General features: G+C 49.5%; 15 protein-coding genes. 6 read left to right on the top strand and 9 right to left on the bottom strand.

The features are described 5' to 3' along the window. Positions 1 to 20: 20 nt before the first annotated feature. Positions 21 to 1064, bottom strand: a complete 1044-nt coding sequence (locus ACN0VA_RS01515) for an NADP(H)-dependent aldo-keto reductase (RefSeq protein ID WP_417819426.1) — start codon at positions 1062 to 1064, stop codon at positions 21 to 23. Beyond that, positions 1064 to 1711, bottom strand: a complete 648-nt coding sequence (locus ACN0VA_RS01520) for an arylesterase (protein WP_417819427.1) — start codon at positions 1709 to 1711, stop codon at positions 1064 to 1066. The genes ACN0VA_RS01515 and ACN0VA_RS01520 overlap by 1 nt, the downstream gene beginning before the upstream one ends. Here ACN0VA_RS01520 and ACN0VA_RS01525 point away from each other — a divergent pair. The 4 genes from ACN0VA_RS01525 to ACN0VA_RS01540 all read left to right on the top strand — a co-directional run bounded on the left by ACN0VA_RS01525 (position 1710) and on the right by ACN0VA_RS01540 (position 7452). Beyond that, the gene (locus tag ACN0VA_RS01525; RefSeq protein ID WP_417819428.1) at positions 1710 to 2414 is read left to right on the top strand and encodes an ABC transporter ATP-binding protein; all 705 of its coding nucleotides are present in this window, start codon (positions 1710 to 1712) and stop codon (positions 2412 to 2414) included. The two genes, ACN0VA_RS01520 and ACN0VA_RS01525, sit on opposite strands and share 2 nt — an antisense overlap. Next, positions 2411 to 4915, top strand: a complete 2505-nt coding sequence (locus ACN0VA_RS01530) for an ABC transporter permease (protein WP_417819429.1) — start codon at positions 2411 to 2413, stop codon at positions 4913 to 4915. The genes ACN0VA_RS01525 and ACN0VA_RS01530 overlap by 4 nt, the downstream gene beginning before the upstream one ends. Positions 4916 to 5026: 111 nt before the next feature. Then, a complete protein-coding gene (locus ACN0VA_RS01535) occupies positions 5027 to 5743 on the top strand; it encodes a Bax inhibitor-1/YccA family protein (protein WP_417819430.1) in 717 nt (238 codons plus the stop codon). Between the two features lie 140 nt (positions 5744 to 5883). Then, complete coding sequence (locus ACN0VA_RS01540; protein ID WP_417819431.1) at positions 5884 to 7452, top strand: GNAT family N-acetyltransferase; 1569 nt, start codon at positions 5884 to 5886, stop codon at positions 7450 to 7452. Between the two features lie 171 nt (positions 7453 to 7623). Here the strand turns inward: ACN0VA_RS01540 and ACN0VA_RS01545 are convergent, their stop codons facing one another. The 7 genes from ACN0VA_RS01545 to ACN0VA_RS01575 form a co-directional block, all read right to left on the bottom strand. Continuing rightward, positions 7624 to 8865: a phenylacetate--CoA ligase family protein gene (locus ACN0VA_RS01545; RefSeq protein ID WP_417819432.1), complete on the bottom strand. Its 1242-nt coding sequence runs from the start codon at positions 8863 to 8865 to the stop codon at positions 7624 to 7626. A gap of 47 nt (positions 8866 to 8912) precedes the next feature. Next, a complete protein-coding gene (locus ACN0VA_RS01550) occupies positions 8913 to 9740 on the bottom strand; it encodes an ABC transporter ATP-binding protein (protein ID WP_188660906.1) in 828 nt (275 codons plus the stop codon). A 154-nt stretch (positions 9741 to 9894) separates the two neighbouring features. After that, positions 9895 to 11169, bottom strand: coding sequence for an ABC transporter substrate-binding protein (locus ACN0VA_RS01555; protein WP_417819433.1), 1275 nt, complete (start codon positions 11167 to 11169; stop codon positions 9895 to 9897). Positions 11170 to 11279: 110 nt separating this feature from the next. Next, complete coding sequence (locus ACN0VA_RS01560) at positions 11280 to 12371, bottom strand: branched-chain amino acid ABC transporter permease (RefSeq protein ID WP_417819434.1); 1092 nt, start codon at positions 12369 to 12371, stop codon at positions 11280 to 11282. 4 nt (positions 12372 to 12375) lie between these two features. Beyond that, a complete protein-coding gene (locus ACN0VA_RS01565; protein WP_417819435.1) occupies positions 12376 to 13269 on the bottom strand; it encodes a branched-chain amino acid ABC transporter permease in 894 nt (297 codons plus the stop codon). Positions 13270 to 13282: 13 nt separating this feature from the next. Then, the gene (locus tag ACN0VA_RS01570; protein WP_417819436.1) at positions 13283 to 15217 is read right to left on the bottom strand and encodes a long-chain fatty acid--CoA ligase; all 1935 of its coding nucleotides are present in this window, start codon (positions 15215 to 15217) and stop codon (positions 13283 to 13285) included. 1 nt (position 15218) lies between these two features. Beyond that, positions 15219 to 16034, bottom strand: a complete 816-nt coding sequence (locus ACN0VA_RS01575; RefSeq protein ID WP_417819437.1) for an ABC transporter ATP-binding protein — start codon at positions 16032 to 16034, stop codon at positions 15219 to 15221. Positions 16035 to 16316: 282 nt separating this feature from the next. Between ACN0VA_RS01575 and ACN0VA_RS01580 the strand changes: the two genes are divergently transcribed. Then, positions 16317 to 18356, top strand: coding sequence for a PAS-domain containing protein (locus ACN0VA_RS01580; protein WP_417819438.1), 2040 nt, complete (start codon positions 16317 to 16319; stop codon positions 18354 to 18356). 90 nt (positions 18357 to 18446) lie between these two features. After that, the gene (locus ACN0VA_RS01585) at positions 18447 to 19169 is read left to right on the top strand and encodes a response regulator (protein ID WP_417819439.1); all 723 of its coding nucleotides are present in this window, start codon (positions 18447 to 18449) and stop codon (positions 19167 to 19169) included. The last annotated feature ends 5 nt before the right edge of the window (positions 19170 to 19174 follow it).

Below are 19174 nucleotides of genomic sequence, written 5' to 3' on the forward strand. Positions count from 1 at the left end.
GTCCTGCCCCTTCTTCCTACTTACGGAGCCGGATTAGGGAAACTTCTGTGAACCGCATCAATATCGGCCAGTACATCGTCAGACAAGGTCAGTTCATAGGCATCAATATTGCTTTTCAACTGTTCCATCGTCGTCGCCCCAATAATCGACGCCGTAACAAAATTCTTGGATTTCAAAAAGGCCAGCGACATTTGGCTAAAATCCAAACCATGTTTTTGGGCCACCTCTGCATACGCCTGTGTCGCCTCCAAACCGCGCGGTTTGGTGTAGCGTGAATACCGATCCGGCCAAAGGGTCAGACGCGCACCTTGTGGTTCTGCACCATTTAGGTACTTGCCACTCAGCGTTCCACATCCCAAGGGCGAATACCCCAGCAAGCCAACCTGTTCACGCACCGCAAATTCGGACAAGCCAATTTCAAAAGAACGGTTGAGCAGGTTATAGGGGTTTTGGATGGATGCAATTCGTGGCCAGCCGTTTTTCTCCGCCAGTGCCAGATATTGTGCCACACCCCACGGTGTTTCGTTGGATACACCGATATGGCGTACCTTGCCTTGTTCCACCAATTTCGCAAGGGCGGACAAGGTTTCTTCAATCGCGACCGCATCCGAATAGTCCGCATTGTTGGGGAAATCCAACTGCCCGAAACAATTGACCGGACGCGACGGCCAATGGATTTGATAAAGATCGATATAATCCGTTTTCAATCGCTGCAAACTTTGATCACAGGCCGCGAAAATTTCAGACTCGGTCAAACGTTTGGCATCGTCGCGAATATATTTAAACCCACCCGGTCCAATCACTTTGGTTGCCAGCACGATCTTGTCACGCTTGGTGCTTTTTTCAAACCATGTCCCGATCACCCGTTCGGTATCGGCGTAGGTTTCCTTGCGCGGGCTGATGGGATACATTTCCGCCACGTCAAAGAAGTTTACCCCGCGTGAAACGGCGTAATCCATCTGTTCATGGCCTTCAGCTTCGCTGTTTTGTTCGCCCCACGTCATTGTGCCCAGACAAACAAGGCTAACGTCAATATCGGTGCGTCCCAGTTTTCTATATTCCATTAATTCATTACCTTTTTGATATGGGGTAGGAGACGTTCTACAATAATCGCAACGCCGTCTGCATTTGGATGAATACCGTCTTCCTGATTCAAATCCGCAATCCCTGCAACCCCTTCAAGAAAAAAGGGATATAGGGCGACCCCATGCTTTTTGGCAAGGCGGGGATAAATTGAATTGAATTCCCGACCATAATCGCCCCCCAGATTGGGCGGTGCCAACATACCTGTCAGTAAAACCTTCATCCCACGATCTTTTAAATTCTGTAAAATACCATCAAGATTTTTTTCTGTCAGTTTTGGGTCCAAACCACGCAAACCATCGTTTGCCCCCAGCTCCACAATCACCATATCGGGATTATCCACCAAGGCCCAGTTCAGACGTGCCAGACCGCCTTTGGTCGTATCCCCAGACACCCCGCCATTCATCACTTTGATATCTCGGTCCGGGAAATTATGATTAAGTGCTTGTTGCAGTTGAACCGTAAACCCCTGATTTTGATCCAGCCCGTATCCAGCCGTCAAACTGTCCCCCAGTGCCAGAATTTTAAAATCATCCGCCCATGCATTGACAGACACCATATTGACAAGGCCAAAGATCAGGACAAATCTGATAAGAACTGTTTTTATTGAAAATAGGCCCTGTTTCATGGACAAAACTCCCGCGCTGCGTTTAACCGACATTCATCTTAAACTGGCCAGTCAGGCCGGTCACGTCAATATCCTGCGGGGAATTGATTTGGAAATCAACCAGGGTGAAACCGTTGCCATTGTCGGCCCCAGCGGGTCTGGCAAATCTTCCCTTATGATGGTGGTTGCCGGGTTGGAACGCGCAACGTCCGGCAAAATTGAAATTGCCGGTCAAGATGTCACAGGCTTTGATGAAGATCGTTTTGCCCTGTTTCGACGTGATCAAATCGGCATTGTCTTTCAGGATTTTCATCTGGTTCCGACCATGACGGCCTTGGAAAATGTCGCCATTCCGTTGGAATTTGCAGATATCGCCAATCCGTTTGACGTGGCACGCCAACAGCTTGAAGCCGTCGGGCTGTCCCACCGAATAGATCATTATCCCTCGCAACTTTCTGGGGGGGAACAACAACGCGTTGCCCTTGCACGCGCTTGTGCGACAAACCCTGCTTTGTTACTTGCTGATGAACCCACCGGTAATCTGGATGGCGATACCGGAAAAAAAATTATGGACCTGTTACTGGGCCGTCATAAGGCGCAGAAGAACACACTTCTCCTGATTACCCACGATCCCAAACTGGCCGATAAATGCGACCGGATTGTCCGTGTTAAAGATGGCCTGATTGTTGAAAACATTCAGACACAAAAGGCCGTTGCGCAATGACCAATTGGACCCATGCCTTTCGCCTGGCCCGGCGCGAACTGCGCAGCGGCACCAAAGGGTTTCGCATTTTTCTGGCGTGCCTGATTTTAGGCGTCGCAACAATTGCCGCTGTTTCCTCTCTGAACCTGTCCATTTCCGATGGATTGGCGCGCGACGGTAAAATCTTGCTGGGGGGCGATGTCGACCTGCGCCTGTCCGGTCGCACCATTGATGAAGACCAACGCGACTATCTGACCAGCTTTGGCCAGCTTTCCCACGTCAGTGAACTGCGTGCAATGGCCCAAGGCGACGATAAACGCCTGTTGGTGGAACTCAAGGCCGTTGATATACTCTACCCACTGGTGGGCCAAGTCCAAACCAACGGGGCCAGCCCTTTTGACAGTGCCATGAATTCCGCACAAGCGGTAGTGGATCAGGAAGTTCTCAACCGCCTGCAAATAAACGTCGGTGACACAATAAAACTGGGGGAAGCCACCCTGTTTATTGCCGATGTGTTGAAAAAAGAACCGGACCGCATTGCTTCCGTCATCAATTTTGGGCCGCGTGTTCTCATTTCACAGCAAACTTTGGATCAAACCAAACTGTTACAGCCCGGCAGCGTTGTGCGCCATCATTACCGCCTGTTACTGGACGATCCCAATCAGGCTGTCGGTTTTGAAGAGAAACTAAAAGAGACTTTCCCCGAAGCCGGATGGCGCATTCGCACGCCCGATAATGCGGCCCCCGGTGTGGAAAACTTTATTGATCGTCTCGCCCTTTTCCTCAGTTTCGTTGGCTTTACCACTTTATTGATCGGCGGGGTTGGTGTCAGTGCGGGGGTGCGTGATTATCTGAATGGCAAAACCGCCACCATCGCGACCTTTAAATGCCTCGGGGCCTCCAGCGATATTATTTTTCGCACCTATCTCATTCAAATCACCCTGATCTCTTTAATCGGTATCTCAGTCGGTCTGATTTTGGGTGGGTCCGCCCCATTAATCGCAGCACAGATCGGGTCCAGCCTATTCCCCGTTGTCCCGCATGGCGCACTTTATCCCGGTGCCCTTCTTAGTGCCGCAGCCTTTGGTATTTTAACCGTCATGGCCTTTGCCTTCTGGCCCTTGGGCCGGGTGCAAAATGTCGCGGCCAGTGCGCTTTTTCGCGATAAAGTGACACCGATCACCGCGGAACCTGCTCGTAAATACAAAATATATTCTTATGGTGCAGCCGGATTATTAATTTTATTAACACTCATAACCGCGCATCGCCTTGATTTTGCGATTGTGTTTGTCGTTGTGGCTGCATTGGTTCTTTTAATCTTGAAACTTGCCGGACGCCTCACAGGTACGTTGGCGAAGAAGGCCCCACATCTGGGCCATACCGGCATGCGCCTTGCTATTGCCGCCTTGCACCGTCCCGGCACCACCGCCCCTGCTGTTATTCTCTCCCTCGGGCTTGGTCTGTCTGTTCTGGTCGCCGTCACCCAGATTGATCAGAACCTGCGCGGACAAATCAGTGACGAACTCCCCAAACAGGCACCGACCTTCTTTTTTATCGATATTCAAAGTGATCAAGCCGAAGCCTTCGATCAGGCCCTGCAAACCATCACCGGAACCGCACAGTATAAACGGGTCCCGTCTTTGCGCGGACGTATCACCCAGATTGACGGTGTCGATGTGGATAAAGTTAATATCGACAGTCAGTCCCAATGGGCGGTGCGTGGGGATCGCGCGTTGACCTATGCCCGTGAACCTGCTGAAGGATCCAAAATAATCAAAGGCGAATGGTGGCCTGCCGATTATCAGGGTGCCCCGCAAATATCGTTGGATGCAGGCCTCGCCAACGGGTTTGGTGTGGATATCGGTGACAGTCTGACCGTGAATGTCTTGGGGCGCAATGTAACAGCTAAAATTACCTCCTTGCGCGAAATTAACTGGAAATCCTTACGTTTTGATTTTGCCATTATCATGTCCCCCGGCCTGTTGGAACACGCCCCGCATTCCCATATCGCCGCCATTCATGCCAATGATCAAGCGGCCCCTGATATTGAACAAAAACTCGCACGTGGTTTTCCCAATGTTTCCATCATTCGGGTGGAAGAGGCACTTAATTCCGCACGCACGATCATGGACGGGATTTCCAGTGCCATTGGTGTCGCCGCCAGCCTGACCGTTATGGCGGGTGCCCTTGTCTTGGCCGGAGCAATGGCATCGGGTCGCCAGCAACGCATTTATGAGGCAGTTGTCTTCAAGGTCTTGGGCGCAACACGTGCAAAGATGCTACAGGCCTATTTAATCGAATATAGCGTCCTTGGCCTTGTCACCGGTGTCATCAGCGCCATTGTCGGAAGTTTGGCGGCTTGGGGTGTCATCACCTTTTTGATGGATATGAATTGGCGCTTTCATCCTCAAGGCGTGGTTCTTACCTTGGGCATCTGCCTGATTTTAACCATCGCCGCCGGATTCATCGGTACATGGAACGCCTTAAGCGAAAAGGCCGCGCCCCACTTGCGCAATGAATAGGAAATCGGTGCAATTCTATCCGGTTTCCCTTGCATTGCGGGAATTTCATGACATATTAAGTGGTAACAAATTCATTTTGATTGAGTCTTAATAGCTCCAACGAGGATTCAAATGCAATTCGGTAATGACCGTCAAACCATGTCGCACGCTGAAGCACGCGTTTCACAGTATGACGTGGGCCTACGCAAATATATGCTAGGTGTCTATAACTACATGGCTGCGGCCCTTGCCCTAACCGGTATTGTGGCCATGCTGGCCTCTAAATCCATGCCCTTGATGCAAACCATTCACGGTACACCGCTGAAATGGGTCATTATGCTGGCGCCGCTTGGCTTCGTCTTTTTCCTAAGCGCCCGCATCAATAAAATGTCTACTCAAGCCGCGCAAATGACCTTCTGGGCCTTTGCTGGTGTGATGGGTCTGTCCCTGTCCTACATCTTTCTGGCTTACACCGGGACAAGCATTGCGCGGACTTTCTTTGTGACAGCCGTTTCTTTCGGCTCACTCAGCCTGTACGGGTACACAACCAAACGCGACCTGTCCGGCATGGGCACGTTCCTGTTTATGGGTCTGGTCGGCTTGATCCTGGCGTCATTGGTCAACCTGTTCCTGCAAAGCTCCATGATGCATATGGTGATCTCTGCCATTGGTGTTCTGTTGTTTGCCGGTCTGACCGCCTATGACACACAACGCATCAAAGATATCTACAACCAACTCGATTCGTCCGATATCGCTGGCAAAAAAGCCATTATGGGTGCTTTGACGCTCTATCTCGACTTCATCAACATGTTCATGTTCCTGCTCTCATTCCTGGGCAATCGCGAATAGTCGAACATTATCGAGAGATAAAAGAAGAAGCCCGGCAATTACCGCCGGGCTTTTTTTATATCTGTTCCATAATCCCACTTGCGCCTTTTTAAAGCACTGCCATACTCCTTTTCAGTACACTGCCTTATGAGGAATCGATCATGGTTGCGACCAAAAAAAACAAAGAAAGCCAGCCCAAACTGATTGTGCGCAATACACAACACAGCGATATCAAACGCATTCAAAAACTGTGCAAAAAAGTTTATCCAGATATCCCGGCTTACTCTGCCGCTGAAATTAAAGCCCAGATCCAGAAATTCCCCGAAGGTCAGTTCGTTGTCATATTTGAAGATGACATTGTGGGATTTTGCGCCACTTGCCGCCTGCCTGAGAATTTGGCTTTTTCCAAACACGACTGGGAAAGCATCACAGGAAACGGATATGCTTCGCGCCACGATCCAAAGGGGGATTGGCTTTATGGCATTGAAATTTTGGTCGATCCCGATATGCACGGCAATCGCATCGGGCAACGCCTGTATAATGAACGTAAAAACCTGTGCCTGAACCTCAGTCTGAAAGGCATTGTATTTGGCGGACGCCTGCCCAACCTTGCCAAACGTTGGAAAAAAGTCGGCAGTGCAGAAGCTTATATTGAACTAGTTCAATCCAAAAAATTGCGCGACCCTGTGCTGGGGTTTCAGCTACGCAATGGCTTTGAACCCATCGGTGTTTTGGCCAAATATTTTCCCACAGACCATGAATCGATGGGGTATGCCGCCCATATGGTTTGGCGCAATATCAAATATGTTGATGACCCCATTCGCGAAACCGATCAACAACGCGGACGTACCATTAAAACGGTTCGGGTTTCGATCGTTCAATATCAGCAACGCAAGCTGGCGTCCTTTGAAGAATTTGCCACTCAGGTCGAATATTTCGTTGATGTGGTTGCCGATTACAAGGCGGATTTCGTTCTCTTCCCCGAATTATTCACCCTGCAATTGCTGTCGATTGAAAATCAGGAAATCCCAGCTTCCAACGCCATTGAAACACTCACCCAATATACCGAACCGCTGAAAAAACTGCTCTCAGAACTCGCCGTTTCCTACAATATCAATATTATTGGTGGCTCGCACCCCACCCGGGATGAAGACGGTAATATCCTTAATATCTGTTATGTCTGCCTGCGCGACGGGTCCATTCACCAACAGGCCAAAATCCACCCCACGCCCAATGAACGCTATTGGTGGAACATTGAAGGCGGGAACGAGCTGCAAACCATTATGACCGATTGCGGGCCGATCGGCGTTCTCATTTGCTATGACAGTGAATTTCCCGAACTGGCCCGCCATCTGGTGGATCAAGGGGCTGAAATTCTGTTTGTTCCCTTTTGTACGGACGAACGCCAAAGCTATATGCGGGTACGTTATTGTTCACAAGCGCGCGCCGTTGAAAACCAATGCTTTGTGGCTATGGCCGGGAATGTCGGCAACCTGCCCAACGTGGCCAATATGGATATACAATATGCCCAAAGCAGCATTTTAACCCCCTGTGATTTCCCCTTTGATCGGGACGGCATTGCCGCCGATACCACACCGAATGTGGAAATGGTCGCATTTGCCGACCTCAGACTGGAAGATTTACGCCAAGCCCGCCATAGCGGAACTGTCCAGAACCTGAAAGATCGCCGCTTCGATTTATATGCAACTCATTGGAAGAAGAAATCATAGAGCAAATCCCGAGCAATCTATTTTAGATTGTGACGACGCATTTGCGTAAAATCAACAACTTAGAGCATGACACATGATTCAAATGAAAAGGGACATGCTCTAAGAAATAGCCCATAAAAAAAAGCCCCTGAAAATATCCTCAGGGGCTTTTGCTTAACGCATCAGGTTTGTTTATTCATAGGTACGGATATCGTCGATAACCTTCCCGTCATTGGCCAAGCTGCCCGGGGCAACAAATTCAATGCCACCGCGCAATTTACAAATTGTTTGCACAGTCTCACCAATAGCTTTTGCCAAATCGTCTGTGCCGTTTTCCACTTCGCATTGCAAGGTCATAGCGTCGCGGTTGTCTGCGTTTGTCACCACCAGGCGTCCTTTTTGAATTTCATCAAAACTTTTCACCACCTGATTGACTTGGCCCGGATGGACAAACATGCCCTTTACCTTGGTGGTTTGATCAGCACGACCCATCCAGCCTTTAATGCGCATGTTTTTACGTCCGCACGGGCTTTCGCCTGCCAGAACAGCCGACAAATCACCTGTACCGAAACGGATCAACGGGTAAGCTTGCGAGGTCAGGTTTGTAACAACCACTTCACCAACTTCGCCTTCTACGACCGGATCATTTGTACCGGGACGTACGATTTCAACCAAAACGCCTTCGTCAACAATCAGGCCCTCACGTGCCGGTGATTCATAGGCAATCGCGCCAATATCTGCCGTTGCATAAACCTGACCAACCTTAATACCGCGCGCTTCAAACCAATCGCGCACCGATGGCGGCAAGGCTTCGCCTGTCACCAAGGCCTTGTTCATAAAGCTGGTATCAATCCCTGCACCATCACATTTTTCCAGCAAAATACGCAGGAAAGACGGTGTGCCGCAGTACCCGTTCGGTTTTAAATCACGCAGGATTTCAAGCTGTTGTTCCGTATTGCCCGGGCCGGCGGGAATAACAGCACAGCCCAAGGCACGTGCCCCACCTTCCACAATAAAACCACCCGGTGTCATGTGGTAAGATAACGTATTTAAAACCACATCACCTTCACGAAATCCAGCGGCATGAAACCCGCGTGCCGTACGCCAATAATCTGGCTGACGACCTTCCGGATCATAAATCGGTCCCGGTGATTGAAACAAACGGCCAATCAAGCCGTTTCCTTGCGCCGTCATTCCCCCAAACGGCGGCAATTCACGTTGTTTCGTGACGAGATCGGACTTGCGTGTCACCGGAATGCTCGCCAGCACCTCGCGATTAATAGATTGCGGATCAATATCTTTTAGAAGATCCGTAAAAAAAGAAGCATTGGCTTTCGCGTGGGTAAGCTGTGTGGAAAGCTGGGCGAACTGTTCCTTTTCGCGCTGCGCCTGATCGCGTGTTTCCAGTTCGTCGTAATAGTGTTGGTCGCTCATGGTTTTACCCTGTAGTTATCTTTTTTGGCCTGAGTGCTGAGTCTGATTTACAGCCAACGCTTACGACGTTTATAGGATTTAAGGTTCTTAAAGGATTTGCGTTCTTCACCGCCACCGCCGAGATAAAACTCTTTGACATCTTCGTTGCTCAGCAGTTCTTCACGCGTTCCATCCAGAACCACTTTACCGGATTCCATAATATACCCGTAATCACAGTGTTTCAGCGCCATATTGGCGTTCTGTTCCACCAGCAACATGGTAATGCCCAGCTCTTTGTTCAAAGTCCGGATAATTTCAAACACTTCTTTCACCAACAAAGGCGACAGACCCATGCTCGGTTCATCCAGCAAAATCATATCAGGCTTGGACATAATCGCGCGTCCGATTGCCAACATTTGCTGTTCCCCACCCGACAGATAACCTGCCAGACCCGTCCGTTCTTTCAAACGCGGGAAATAATGGAAAACTTTTTCAATGTCGGCCTTGATCTCGGCATTACTGTCTTTGCGGGTATAGGCACCCAGACGCAGGTTTTCAATAACCGTCATATCTTCAATGATCCGGCGGCCTTCCATCACCTGAAAGATCCCATCGCGGACAATCTGATCCGGACTGCCGTTGGCAACGTTTTTACCATTGTAAATGACTTCACCACGGGTCACTTCGCCGTCTTCCGTTCCCAAAAGACCGGAAATGGCCTTCAATGTGGTTGATTTGCCCGCACCGTTCGGACCCAACAAAGTCACCAGTGCGCCTTTCGGTACATCCAGAGAGACACCACGCAGTACCAGAATAACCTCGTTATAAACAACTTCGATGTTGTTTACACTCAGCATCAGGTCTGCATTGTCATTTGCTATAGCTGCCTCTGCCATCGTTTTTTCCTTTTTCCCTGCTTGCCCGCGAAAAATTCGAGCGATTTGTTTTTATAAAATGGATAAATATATAATTTTAATTTAGCGAGGGTATCGGAGGCCCCGGACAAATCGTCCTGTCCGGGGACACTCCAACACCTCAGGAAGGTGAACCTTAGAGGCCAAGCCACTCGGGCTTACGCTCCAATTTCGCATCGAACAATTTTGTCATGCCGATTGTACCGTCTTTCAACAGTTCAGGGACAGACTTGCTCGGGTCAACATCACCTTTTACGTTGGCTTGATAGACATAAACATCCATGTGACCACGGTGATCTTCCGCTGTCCAAGTGCCTGCCGGGCAAACGCCTTCAAGACCAGTCGGTACCCAATCTTTCTTCTGGTACATGCCTTTTTTGATGTTGTCGCCGGTGATGCCGCCATTTGCTGCAGCCCATTCCATTGCTTCTTTCATGTAGAAGAAGGAACAAACGCCACGCATATAGTGCACAGGGTGGTGTTCTTCATTTGAACCGGCTGCGTTAATTTCTTTCACCAGTTTCATGCCCGGAACGTCAGCACCATAAGCTGCTGCACCCATCGGGAAGACAACGCCGTCTGCTGCAGCACCAGCCGCTTTCATTACGTTTTCATCCATACCCCAAACATTGGTTACAAACTGAACGCCAGCACCCACAGATTTACACGCTTTCAAAAGCGCAATACCAGAACCGCCTGTGTTGGCAAGGTACGCGTAGTTTGCACCAGACTCTTTCAATGTCAGGCATTGTGCTTTGAAATCACCCGGCTTCATTGAATAAATAATGTCGTTGCCAACTTCGAAACCAAGATCTTCTGCATAACCTTTCGCCGCTTTTTTCGCAGCATTCGGATAAGGGTGGTTGTCGCCCATGTAAACGAACTTCGGCTTGGCAATGCCTTTTTCTTTGGCATCAGCTGCCGCCCACTGAATTACAGCGCGCGCACCGTCAGAATAAGACGGACCAGCAAAGAAGTTATAAGGTGCACCTTTTTTCACATGCTCGGATTTACCTGTCGGATCCTGCAGGTGAGCAGAATAAGACGCAGAGTAGTAAGGGATTTTGTCACGGCTTACGAAACCAACCAAAGCTTCTGTATCCGCTGTTCCCCAACCTTGGATAACCTTAACGCCTGCTGATTTCCATGATTTGTACTGAGCAATCGCACGCGGTGCAGCGTATGCATAATCGACTGTGTCCAGATCGATTTCCATACCGGCAATACCACCGTGTTTGTTCAAGTATGCTGCCGCATCCTGTTTGCCTTGTGTAAACGGCTTGGATACAGAAGCGGTCGGACCTGTCAAGTCAGCCAAGTTGGCAATCAAAACTTTGTCAGCTGCCAGTGCAGAACCGGCAAAAGCAACCGCCGTCGTTGTGGCCAACAGGCCTGAAAGTAATTTGCGCATGAAATGCGTCTCCCTTTATTAAGTTAACCTTCCTGAAGAGGTGATCCGGGGCGTTTGGTCTTGCTTTTATCGCCCCACAGTATTCACGTAACGATTTCTCGTTATCGAGCTTAGTAAGAGAAGGGATAAAGCTTCCAATAAGCTTTAATCATCCGCCAGCGGTGTGCCAGTCCGTCCGGTTCAAAGATAAGGAACAGGACGATTGCCAAACCGATGACCATCTCTTTCATAAAGTTGATACCTTCGGTAATTGCCGGAATGTTACCCCAGTCGGTGGAGGTAATCATACCCGCCGCCCCTTGCATAACTTCAGGCAATAAGACCATGAAGGCTGTTCCCATCAGGGAACCCATCACACTGCCCAATCCCCCAATAATGATCATGCCGATAAATTGGATGGAAAGGAACAGGTTGAAACTTTCTACAGATACATATTGCAGATAATGCGCGAACAAAGCGCCTGCGATCCCGGCATAGAAAGAAGAAATACCGAAAGACAAGACACGGTACCATGTCAGGTTAATGCCCATGACTTCTGCAGACAAGTAGTGGTCACGCACCGCAACAAAGGCACGGCCATCACGCGAACGCATCAGGTTTGCTGCCAGAATGTACATGGCAATCATATAGAACAGAACGACGTAATAATAACTACGGTCCCCGGACAATTGAAAACCAAACAGTTCGAAAGGATTTGCCAAAGCACCGGCAGACCCCCCGGTGAACCAATCGGCACGGGCAAAGAAATCTTCCAGAATGAACTGGGACGCCAAAGTCGCAATCGCAAGGTACAGACCTTTAATACGCGCGGCCGGCATCCCGAATAACATCCCGATTGCCATTGTCAGCACACCTGCCAACGGAATGGAGAAAAAGACCGGAATAGAGAAATCATTGTTCATCCAGGCCGAAGCAAATGCCCCGAACCCGAAGAATGCGGCATGGCCCAATGAAATTTGACCGGTAAAGCCCACCAGAATGTTCAGCCCCAAAGCCCCGATCGACAGATATCCGATTTGGATCATCAAGGTCAGGATTGTCGGGCTTACCAGTGAAAATTCACCAAATTGCAACGGCGCAACAGCGCAAAGTAACACACCCAGAAGAGCAAACTTCTTGGACATAGGGGTCGGAAAGATGGTTGTGTCTTTCTCGTAAGTCGTGCGGAATTCCCCGCAACGCATCATATTATAACCAGCCATCTAATTACACTCGCTCAATATCTTTTGTGCCAAACAAGCCGTACGGTTTAATCATCAAGATAATGACCAATACATAGAACGGCGCGATCGTGTACAGGTTACCTACATGGAACCATTGACTATCGGTAAATTCAGCGAAGTTTTCCAACAGACCGATAATGATCCCACCAACGATTGCCCCGATAATGGAGTCAAGACCACCGAGGATAACCGCCGGGAACACTTTGATCCCGATGAAGGCCAAGGTGTCGGACACCCCGTTTACAATCCCGATAACCACACCGGCAACCGCAGAAACAACCGCAGAAATTGCCCAAGCCATCGCAAATACGTTTTTAACCGAAATACCCAAAGATTGAGCAACCTGTTGGTCAAACGCTGTCGCACGCATGGCAAGACCGTGTTTGGATGTTTTAAAGAACCATGCAAAACCGATCATGATGAAGAGTGATATCACAAGGCTCATGATATAAGCCGTTTGCACTTGGAAGCCGAGGAACTCAACCGTTTGCGTATCAAATACACGCGGGAACGGCTGAACGTTTACACCAAACATCCATTTCATGCTTGCCTGGAAAAACAGGCTCAGACCGATGGTCACCATGATGACGGAGATAATCGGCTCGCCAATCATCGGGCGCAGGACAATCACCTGCAAGGCAATCCCGAATACGGTCATAAAGCCCAATGTAAAGAGGAAGCCCACGATGAACGGCAGTTCCCAAGTGGTCAAGAACCACCAGCAGACCCACGCCCCGATCAAGAGAAATTCCCCTTGGGCAAAGTTTACAATTTGTGTCGATTTATAGATTAGAACGAAGCACATCGCGACCACGCCGTATAAACAGCCGATGATCAGCCCGTTCATAAGCAGCTGGATAAGCAGATCCCAGTTCATTTATCGTCCTCCCTTATTCAGCCGCAGCTTTATTTGTTTGAATTGATGCACCGTCCATTGTTTCCACAACCAGGTCGGTGACGATGCGTGATTTGGATCCATCTTGGAACTGGATCATCGTGTCGATATGCACTTCCGGCTTATCTTCATAAATCGCATCGATAATATCTGCGTACTTTTCTGCAACCACTTTACGACGTACCTTACGGGTACGGGTCAGTTCGCCGTCATCGGCATCCAACTCTTTGTAAAGTAGAACGAATTTTTTGATTTGCTGCGCTTCGGGCAGCGTCTCATTAACTTTTTCAATCTCTTTTTTCACGGCCTGATAAATCGGCGGCAATGAAGAAAGGTTTGTATAGTTGGTAAAGGTAATCTGATTTTGTTCCGCCCATTTGGAAACAATGGAGAAACGGATACAGATCATAGCCGACAGATACGGACGGTCTTTACCCAAAATAACGGCTTCCGCCACAAACGGAGAGAACTTGAGTTTATTCTCGATAAATTGTGGGGAGAAACGAATCCCGGTTGACGTTTCCGCCAAATCCTTGATCCGGTCGATCACAACCAAATGACCGTTTTCTTTCTTGAAGTAACCGGCATCGCCAGTATGCATCCAACCGTCACGAACGTCTTCCTTGGTTGCTTCCTCGTTTTTGTAGTAACCGAGGAACATACCGGAGTTGCGCGAAACGATTTCGCCCACACCTTCTTCATCCGGGTTGATGATTTTGATTTCGGCATTATCAAATGGGAAGCCAACAGAATCGAAATCAATGTCATCGCCACGGTGGATGGTATAAGCACCCGCCATTTCTGTTTGACCGTACAGCTGTTTCAACGGCACACCCATTGCGAGGAAGAAACGGAACGTATCCGGCCCCATCGCCGCACCACCGGTTGCCGCAGAACGTAAGTTGGTGAAACCAAGACGGTCACGCAACGCACGGAACAAGATAAAATCAGCCAATTTGGAACGACGGCCCTGATCCAGCGCTTCTATCCCCAGCTTCATCCCCCATTCAAACATTTTCTGTTTGAATTTAGTGGAATCCATCATGCGGGCGCGCACATCAGCCGCGATATTTTCCCAAACACGCGGGGCCAGCAAAACGAAACTCGGTCCGATTTCACGCAGATCGGCCATCATGGTTTCCGGCTCTTCCACAAAGTTTACGATCACACGGGCAATCAAAGCCTGAGAAACCACATAAACCTGTTCCATAATCCACGGTAACGGCAGAACAGACACATAATTATCGCCCGGCATACGCCCATCGGCACGCAAATAAGCCAGCGAATGGTCTAAAAACGGACCGGACTGTAACATGGTCAGTTTCGGATTTGATGTCGTCCCGGACGTTGTACATAAAATGGCAACATCATCATCTTTGCCCTGATCGACCAGCTCGTCATAAAGCTTGGGATTCTTTTTCAAGGCATCGGTTGCGATTTCTTTGAGTTTTTCATGGTCAATCAAACGCGGATCATCGTACTTACGCATGCCGCGCGGGTCACAATAAACGATATGCTTGATGGAAGTGACGTCTTCCAGCTCCAGCAGTTTATCGACCTGTTCTTCGTCTTCTGCGATAACGACTTTTGTTTCGGCGTAATTGATCAAATAGGACGCTTCCGGTCCCAATGAATCTTCATAAATCCCCATAGACATGGACCCGATTGCCTGTGCAGCAACCTCACCCCATACCCATTCGGGACGGTTTTTACCCAGCAGGCCGACCGTATCGCCCTTGCCACAACCCAGTACATGCATACCAACAGCCAGAAGCTTCACTTCTTCCTGATAATCTGCCCATGTATATTCATTCCAGATACCGAATTCTTTTTCGCGCATGGCGGTTTCATTCGGCCAGTTCTGTGCATTGTAACGCAAAATCTTGGGGAAAGTATTATGCGTTTTGATGTCGCAATACTGTTCGCTCATCTTATGCCACCTCGTCGGATGCATTTTCGTCAGCGTCGTCTTCTTCACCGAGGTAAGCGCGCTTAACGTAATCGTTGCTCATAATTTCATCCGGCAGACCTTCGGCGATATTCTTACCGAAATCCAACACCATGACGCGTTCGGAAATATCCATAACAACGCCCATATCGTGTTCGATCATAATAACGGTCATGCCCCATTCTTCGTTGAGATCGACGATATAGCGCGCCATATCCTCTTTCTCTTCCAGGTTCATCCCGGCCATCGGTTCGTCCAGCAAAATCAGGTCGGGACGCAAAGCAACGGCGCGCGCCAACTCAACACGTTTGCGCAGACCGTAGGACAATGTACCGGCAACAGATTTACGAATATGGGAGATTTCCAAAAAGTCGATAATGTCTTCGGCTTCGCGGCGATGGATCAATTCTTCTTTTTGCGCGCCACCAAACCAGTACATACTGCCTGACAGGAAATTATTTTTCATCAGGTGATGACGACCAACCATGATGTTATCCAGAACAGACATATGCGCAAACAGCGCCAGGTTCTGGAATGTCCGCCCCATACCCAGTTCGGCACGGTGGTTCGGTGTCATCTTGGTGACTTCCTGGCCTTTAAATTTAATAGACCCTTCCTGCGGTGAATACCGCCCGGAAATACAGTTCAATAACGATGTTTTCCCCGCTCCGTTCGGACCGATGATGGAAAACAGCTCACCTTTTTTCACATTGAAACTGACATTGCTGAGCGCACGGACACCGCCGAAACGCAAGGAAATGTCGTCGACTTCCAATATGGGCGTGGTTTGCCCTGTCATGTATTTTCTCCCCGTCACATCGGCCCCTTATTTTTGAGAAGGCCGTTCTTTCTTGCTTATTTACAGCGTCTTATTTGATATCACTAAATTAGTTTCTAGCGAAACAAAAAGCGCAACGTTCACGTAAACGTCTTATTCGACTGTGTAGAGGCTACCTGAAAACTGTGAAGGGTCAATGCAGAGACATTCAAGAAGCGGATAAACATTGTAAAGGAATGTAAAGTTCGCCCCATCAAATCCTCTTTTCGCTAGCCTAAATATAAGTTAAAAACGGATATGATTATGGCGAAAGCGAATAAAATCGTTAATAAACAGCTGCTTAATAAATTGGAAGCGCCCTCTTTAGATGCGCAGCAATGGGCGTTCGTCCAAACCGGGCTTGAGCATCTCGATGATGGTTTTTCTATTTATGACGCGGATTTAAAGCTGGTTGCCTGGAATTCCAAGTTTTTTGAACTGACAGATTTCCCGATGGAGGGATTCGCATATTATGGCGCACCGTTTGAAGATTTCATCCGATATAACGCTGAGCGCGGTGAATATGGTCAATTTCCCGTTAAAGATATCATCGAAGACAAAGTCGCAGAAGCCCGCAAATTCCTGCCCCATACAATGGAGCGTGAACGCCCCAACGGCATGATCCTTGAAGTCCGCGGCAATCCGATTCCCGGGGGCGGTTTCGTCACCGTTTACAAAGATATCACCGAACGTAAAATGGCCGAACGGGCCTTGCGCCAAGCCAATGACGAATTGGAAGCACGTGTTCAAAAACGCACGGCTGAGCTTAAAAACGCGTTGGATGCCTTAAAAATTTCCGAAGAACAAATTCGCCTGATCGCCGATACGGTTCCGGCCCTGATCGGTTATGTCAACCGAGATTTGACCTATTCCTTCGCCAACCGCCAATATCAGGAATGGTTCGGACGCACCCCGGCCCAAATCGTTGGACGCACCGCACAAGAAGTTTTGGGTAAAAAAGTATATCGCGAACATTTGCCCTGCATTCGTGCGGCCTTGCGCGGTGAACGCGCCTCTCGTGAATTTGTGCTGAATGTTGCTGAAAATAAAGAACTGCATGTTCTTGTCTCTTTCATCCCGCATATGACCGATGACAATCAAGTTCATGGTTATTTCGTTCTCGGTCAGGATGTGACCGATGTGCGCACCGCCGAATTCAAATACCGCCAAGCCCAGAAAATGGAAGCCATCGGTCAATTAACCGGCGGCCTGTCCCATGATTTCAACAACCTGTTGACCATCATCGTTGGCAACCTGTCCGTTTTGGAAGAAGAAGAAGAAGAAAATTCCGAAACGATGGACCTTGTGTCACCTGCCTTGGATGCCGCACGGCGCGGCGCCGACCTCGTCAAACAGCTTTTGGCTTTTGCCCGGCGCCAACCCTTAAAACCCCGCATCAGTAACACAGGCGAGCTGATCAACGGAATGAAAGAACTGGTTGCGCGTGCCGTGGGTTCCCAGATCGATACACATATGCATATCAACCAGAATATCTGGCCCGTCCTGATTGATCCCTACCAATTGGAAAACGCAATCCTCAATCTCGCCATCAATGCGCGCGACGCCATGAACGGTGCGGGTAAATTAGGGATTTATGCCGAAAACGTCACCTTAAAGAATGTCTTTTCCGATCGCAGTGTCGACCTGACACCGGGCGATTATGTGGTGATTTCAGTGCGCGATAACGGCTCCGGCATGTCACCTGAAATTATTGAACGCATTTACGAGCCCTTTTTCACCACAAAAGAAAAAGGACCGAACAGCGGCTTGGGCCTTTCCACCATTTACGGGTTTGTGCGTCAATCCAACGGTCAGTTACAGGTCGAAAGCACACCGGGTGAAGGTACAACCTTCCGCCTTGTCTTGCCGCGCAGCACCAAAGTCGGGGAATATGAACCCATCGCCCAGCGCGCAACCAACCTGCCCAAGGGAACAGAACGTATCCTGTTGGTCGAAGATGATCCCGGCGTGCGCGGATTTGCCACCAACAGCCTGCGCCGTCTCGGTTACGATGTGGTTGCCGCCAGCGACGGGGTGGAGGCCTTGGGCATTCTGGAACGCGATCCGGAATTTGATCTGTTGTTTTCAGATATCGAGATGCCCGGCGGTATAAACGGCATTGAACTGGCCACACAAGCGCGCACGTTAATCGCAGACCTGCCTTTGTTGTTTATGTCGGGCTATCCCGATAAGGTGATGGATCAAACCGGCCTTATTCAGGATGAACTGGACTTGGTCGCCAAACCGTTCGAACGACAGGAAATCGCCACACGGGTTCGCAAGGCATTGGACCGAAACGACTGAGTCCTCTTGTTTTTTCAGCTTTGCAGGGGGGGCAACATCGGTTAAAATCCCGCCAACCTACAAAAATGCAATAATAAAGTCAGGGAAGAAATGACAGATACGGGCCATATTCTGGTTGTTGATGACGAACCGCATATTTGCTCGCTGGTTGAACGCTGTTTAACCGGTGTCGGCTTTCGTGCCTCTTCTGCCTCCAGCGGGCAGGAAATGAAGGAAAAAATCGCCAAGGGTGATGTGGATATGGTTGTTCTCGATCTGATGTTGCAGGGCGAAGACGGCCTCGATCTGCTGCGTGAAATCCGTCAACAAAACCATATTCCCGTTATTATTCTGACCGGAATGGGCGAAACCGCCGATATGGTCATCGGTCTGGAATTGGGCGCTGACGATTACATTTCCAAACCGTTTGAACCACGCGAACTGCGCGCACGCGTGCGCAGCGTCCTGCGCCGGGCCAAAGGCAACGCACAAGCCACGCCGAAAGGTGAAGATATCTCTGAAATGCGCTTTGCCGGATGGGTGCTGGATCGCATGGCGCGTAAACTCATTGACCCGCAAGGCGACGAGTCACCTTTGACGGCAGCGCAGTTTGACTTGCTCTGCGCCCTTGCCAGCCACCCCAACCGGGTGCTGAGCCGTGATCAATTGCTCGATTTGGCCCGTGGACGGGAATCGTCCCCCTTTGATCGCTCCATCGATGTACATATCGGCCACCTGCGCCAAAAAATCGAAGCCGACCCCAAAGACCCCACCATGATCAAAACCGTCTATGGCGCCGGCTATATCTTTACACCGAATGTAACGGTTCGTTGAAAGAG

The organism is Terasakiella sp., from assembly GCF_048267425.1.
Classification (GTDB): Bacteria; Pseudomonadota; Alphaproteobacteria; order Rhodospirillales; family Terasakiellaceae; genus Terasakiella.

Bases quoted from the DNA above. Each gene is read 5' to 3' on its own strand.
- ACN0VA_RS01515 (WP_417819426.1), bottom strand. From the start codon at position 1,064: ATGGAATATAGAAAACTGGGACGCACCGATATTGACGTTAGCCTTGTT.
- ACN0VA_RS01525 (WP_417819428.1), top strand. From the start codon at position 1,710: ATGGACAAAACTCCCGCGCTGCGTTTAACCGACATTCATCTTAAACTG.
- ACN0VA_RS01520 (WP_417819427.1), bottom strand. From the start codon at position 1,711: ATGAAACAGGGCCTATTTTCAATAAAAACAGTTCTTATCAGATTTGTC.
- ACN0VA_RS01530 (WP_417819429.1), top strand. From the start codon at position 2,411: ATGACCAATTGGACCCATGCCTTTCGCCTGGCCCGGCGCGAACTGCGC.
- ACN0VA_RS01535 (WP_417819430.1), top strand. From the start codon at position 5,027: ATGCAATTCGGTAATGACCGTCAAACCATGTCGCACGCTGAAGCACGC.
- ACN0VA_RS01540 (WP_417819431.1), top strand. From the start codon at position 5,884: ATGGTTGCGACCAAAAAAAACAAAGAAAGCCAGCCCAAACTGATTGTG.
- ACN0VA_RS01545 (WP_417819432.1), bottom strand. From the start codon at position 8,865: ATGAGCGACCAACACTATTACGACGAACTGGAAACACGCGATCAGGCG.
- ACN0VA_RS01550 (WP_188660906.1), bottom strand. From the start codon at position 9,740: ATGGCAGAGGCAGCTATAGCAAATGACAATGCAGACCTGATGCTGAGT.
- ACN0VA_RS01555 (WP_417819433.1), bottom strand. From the start codon at position 11,169: ATGCGCAAATTACTTTCAGGCCTGTTGGCCACAACGACGGCGGTTGCT.
- ACN0VA_RS01560 (WP_417819434.1), bottom strand. From the start codon at position 12,371: ATGGCTGGTTATAATATGATGCGTTGCGGGGAATTCCGCACGACTTAC.
- ACN0VA_RS01565 (WP_417819435.1), bottom strand. From the start codon at position 13,269: ATGAACTGGGATCTGCTTATCCAGCTGCTTATGAACGGGCTGATCATC.
- ACN0VA_RS01570 (WP_417819436.1), bottom strand. From the start codon at position 15,217: ATGAGCGAACAGTATTGCGACATCAAAACGCATAATACTTTCCCCAAG.
- ACN0VA_RS01575 (WP_417819437.1), bottom strand. From the start codon at position 16,034: ATGACAGGGCAAACCACGCCCATATTGGAAGTCGACGACATTTCCTTG.
- ACN0VA_RS01580 (WP_417819438.1), top strand. From the start codon at position 16,317: ATGGCGAAAGCGAATAAAATCGTTAATAAACAGCTGCTTAATAAATTG.
- ACN0VA_RS01585 (WP_417819439.1), top strand. From the start codon at position 18,447: ATGACAGATACGGGCCATATTCTGGTTGTTGATGACGAACCGCATATT.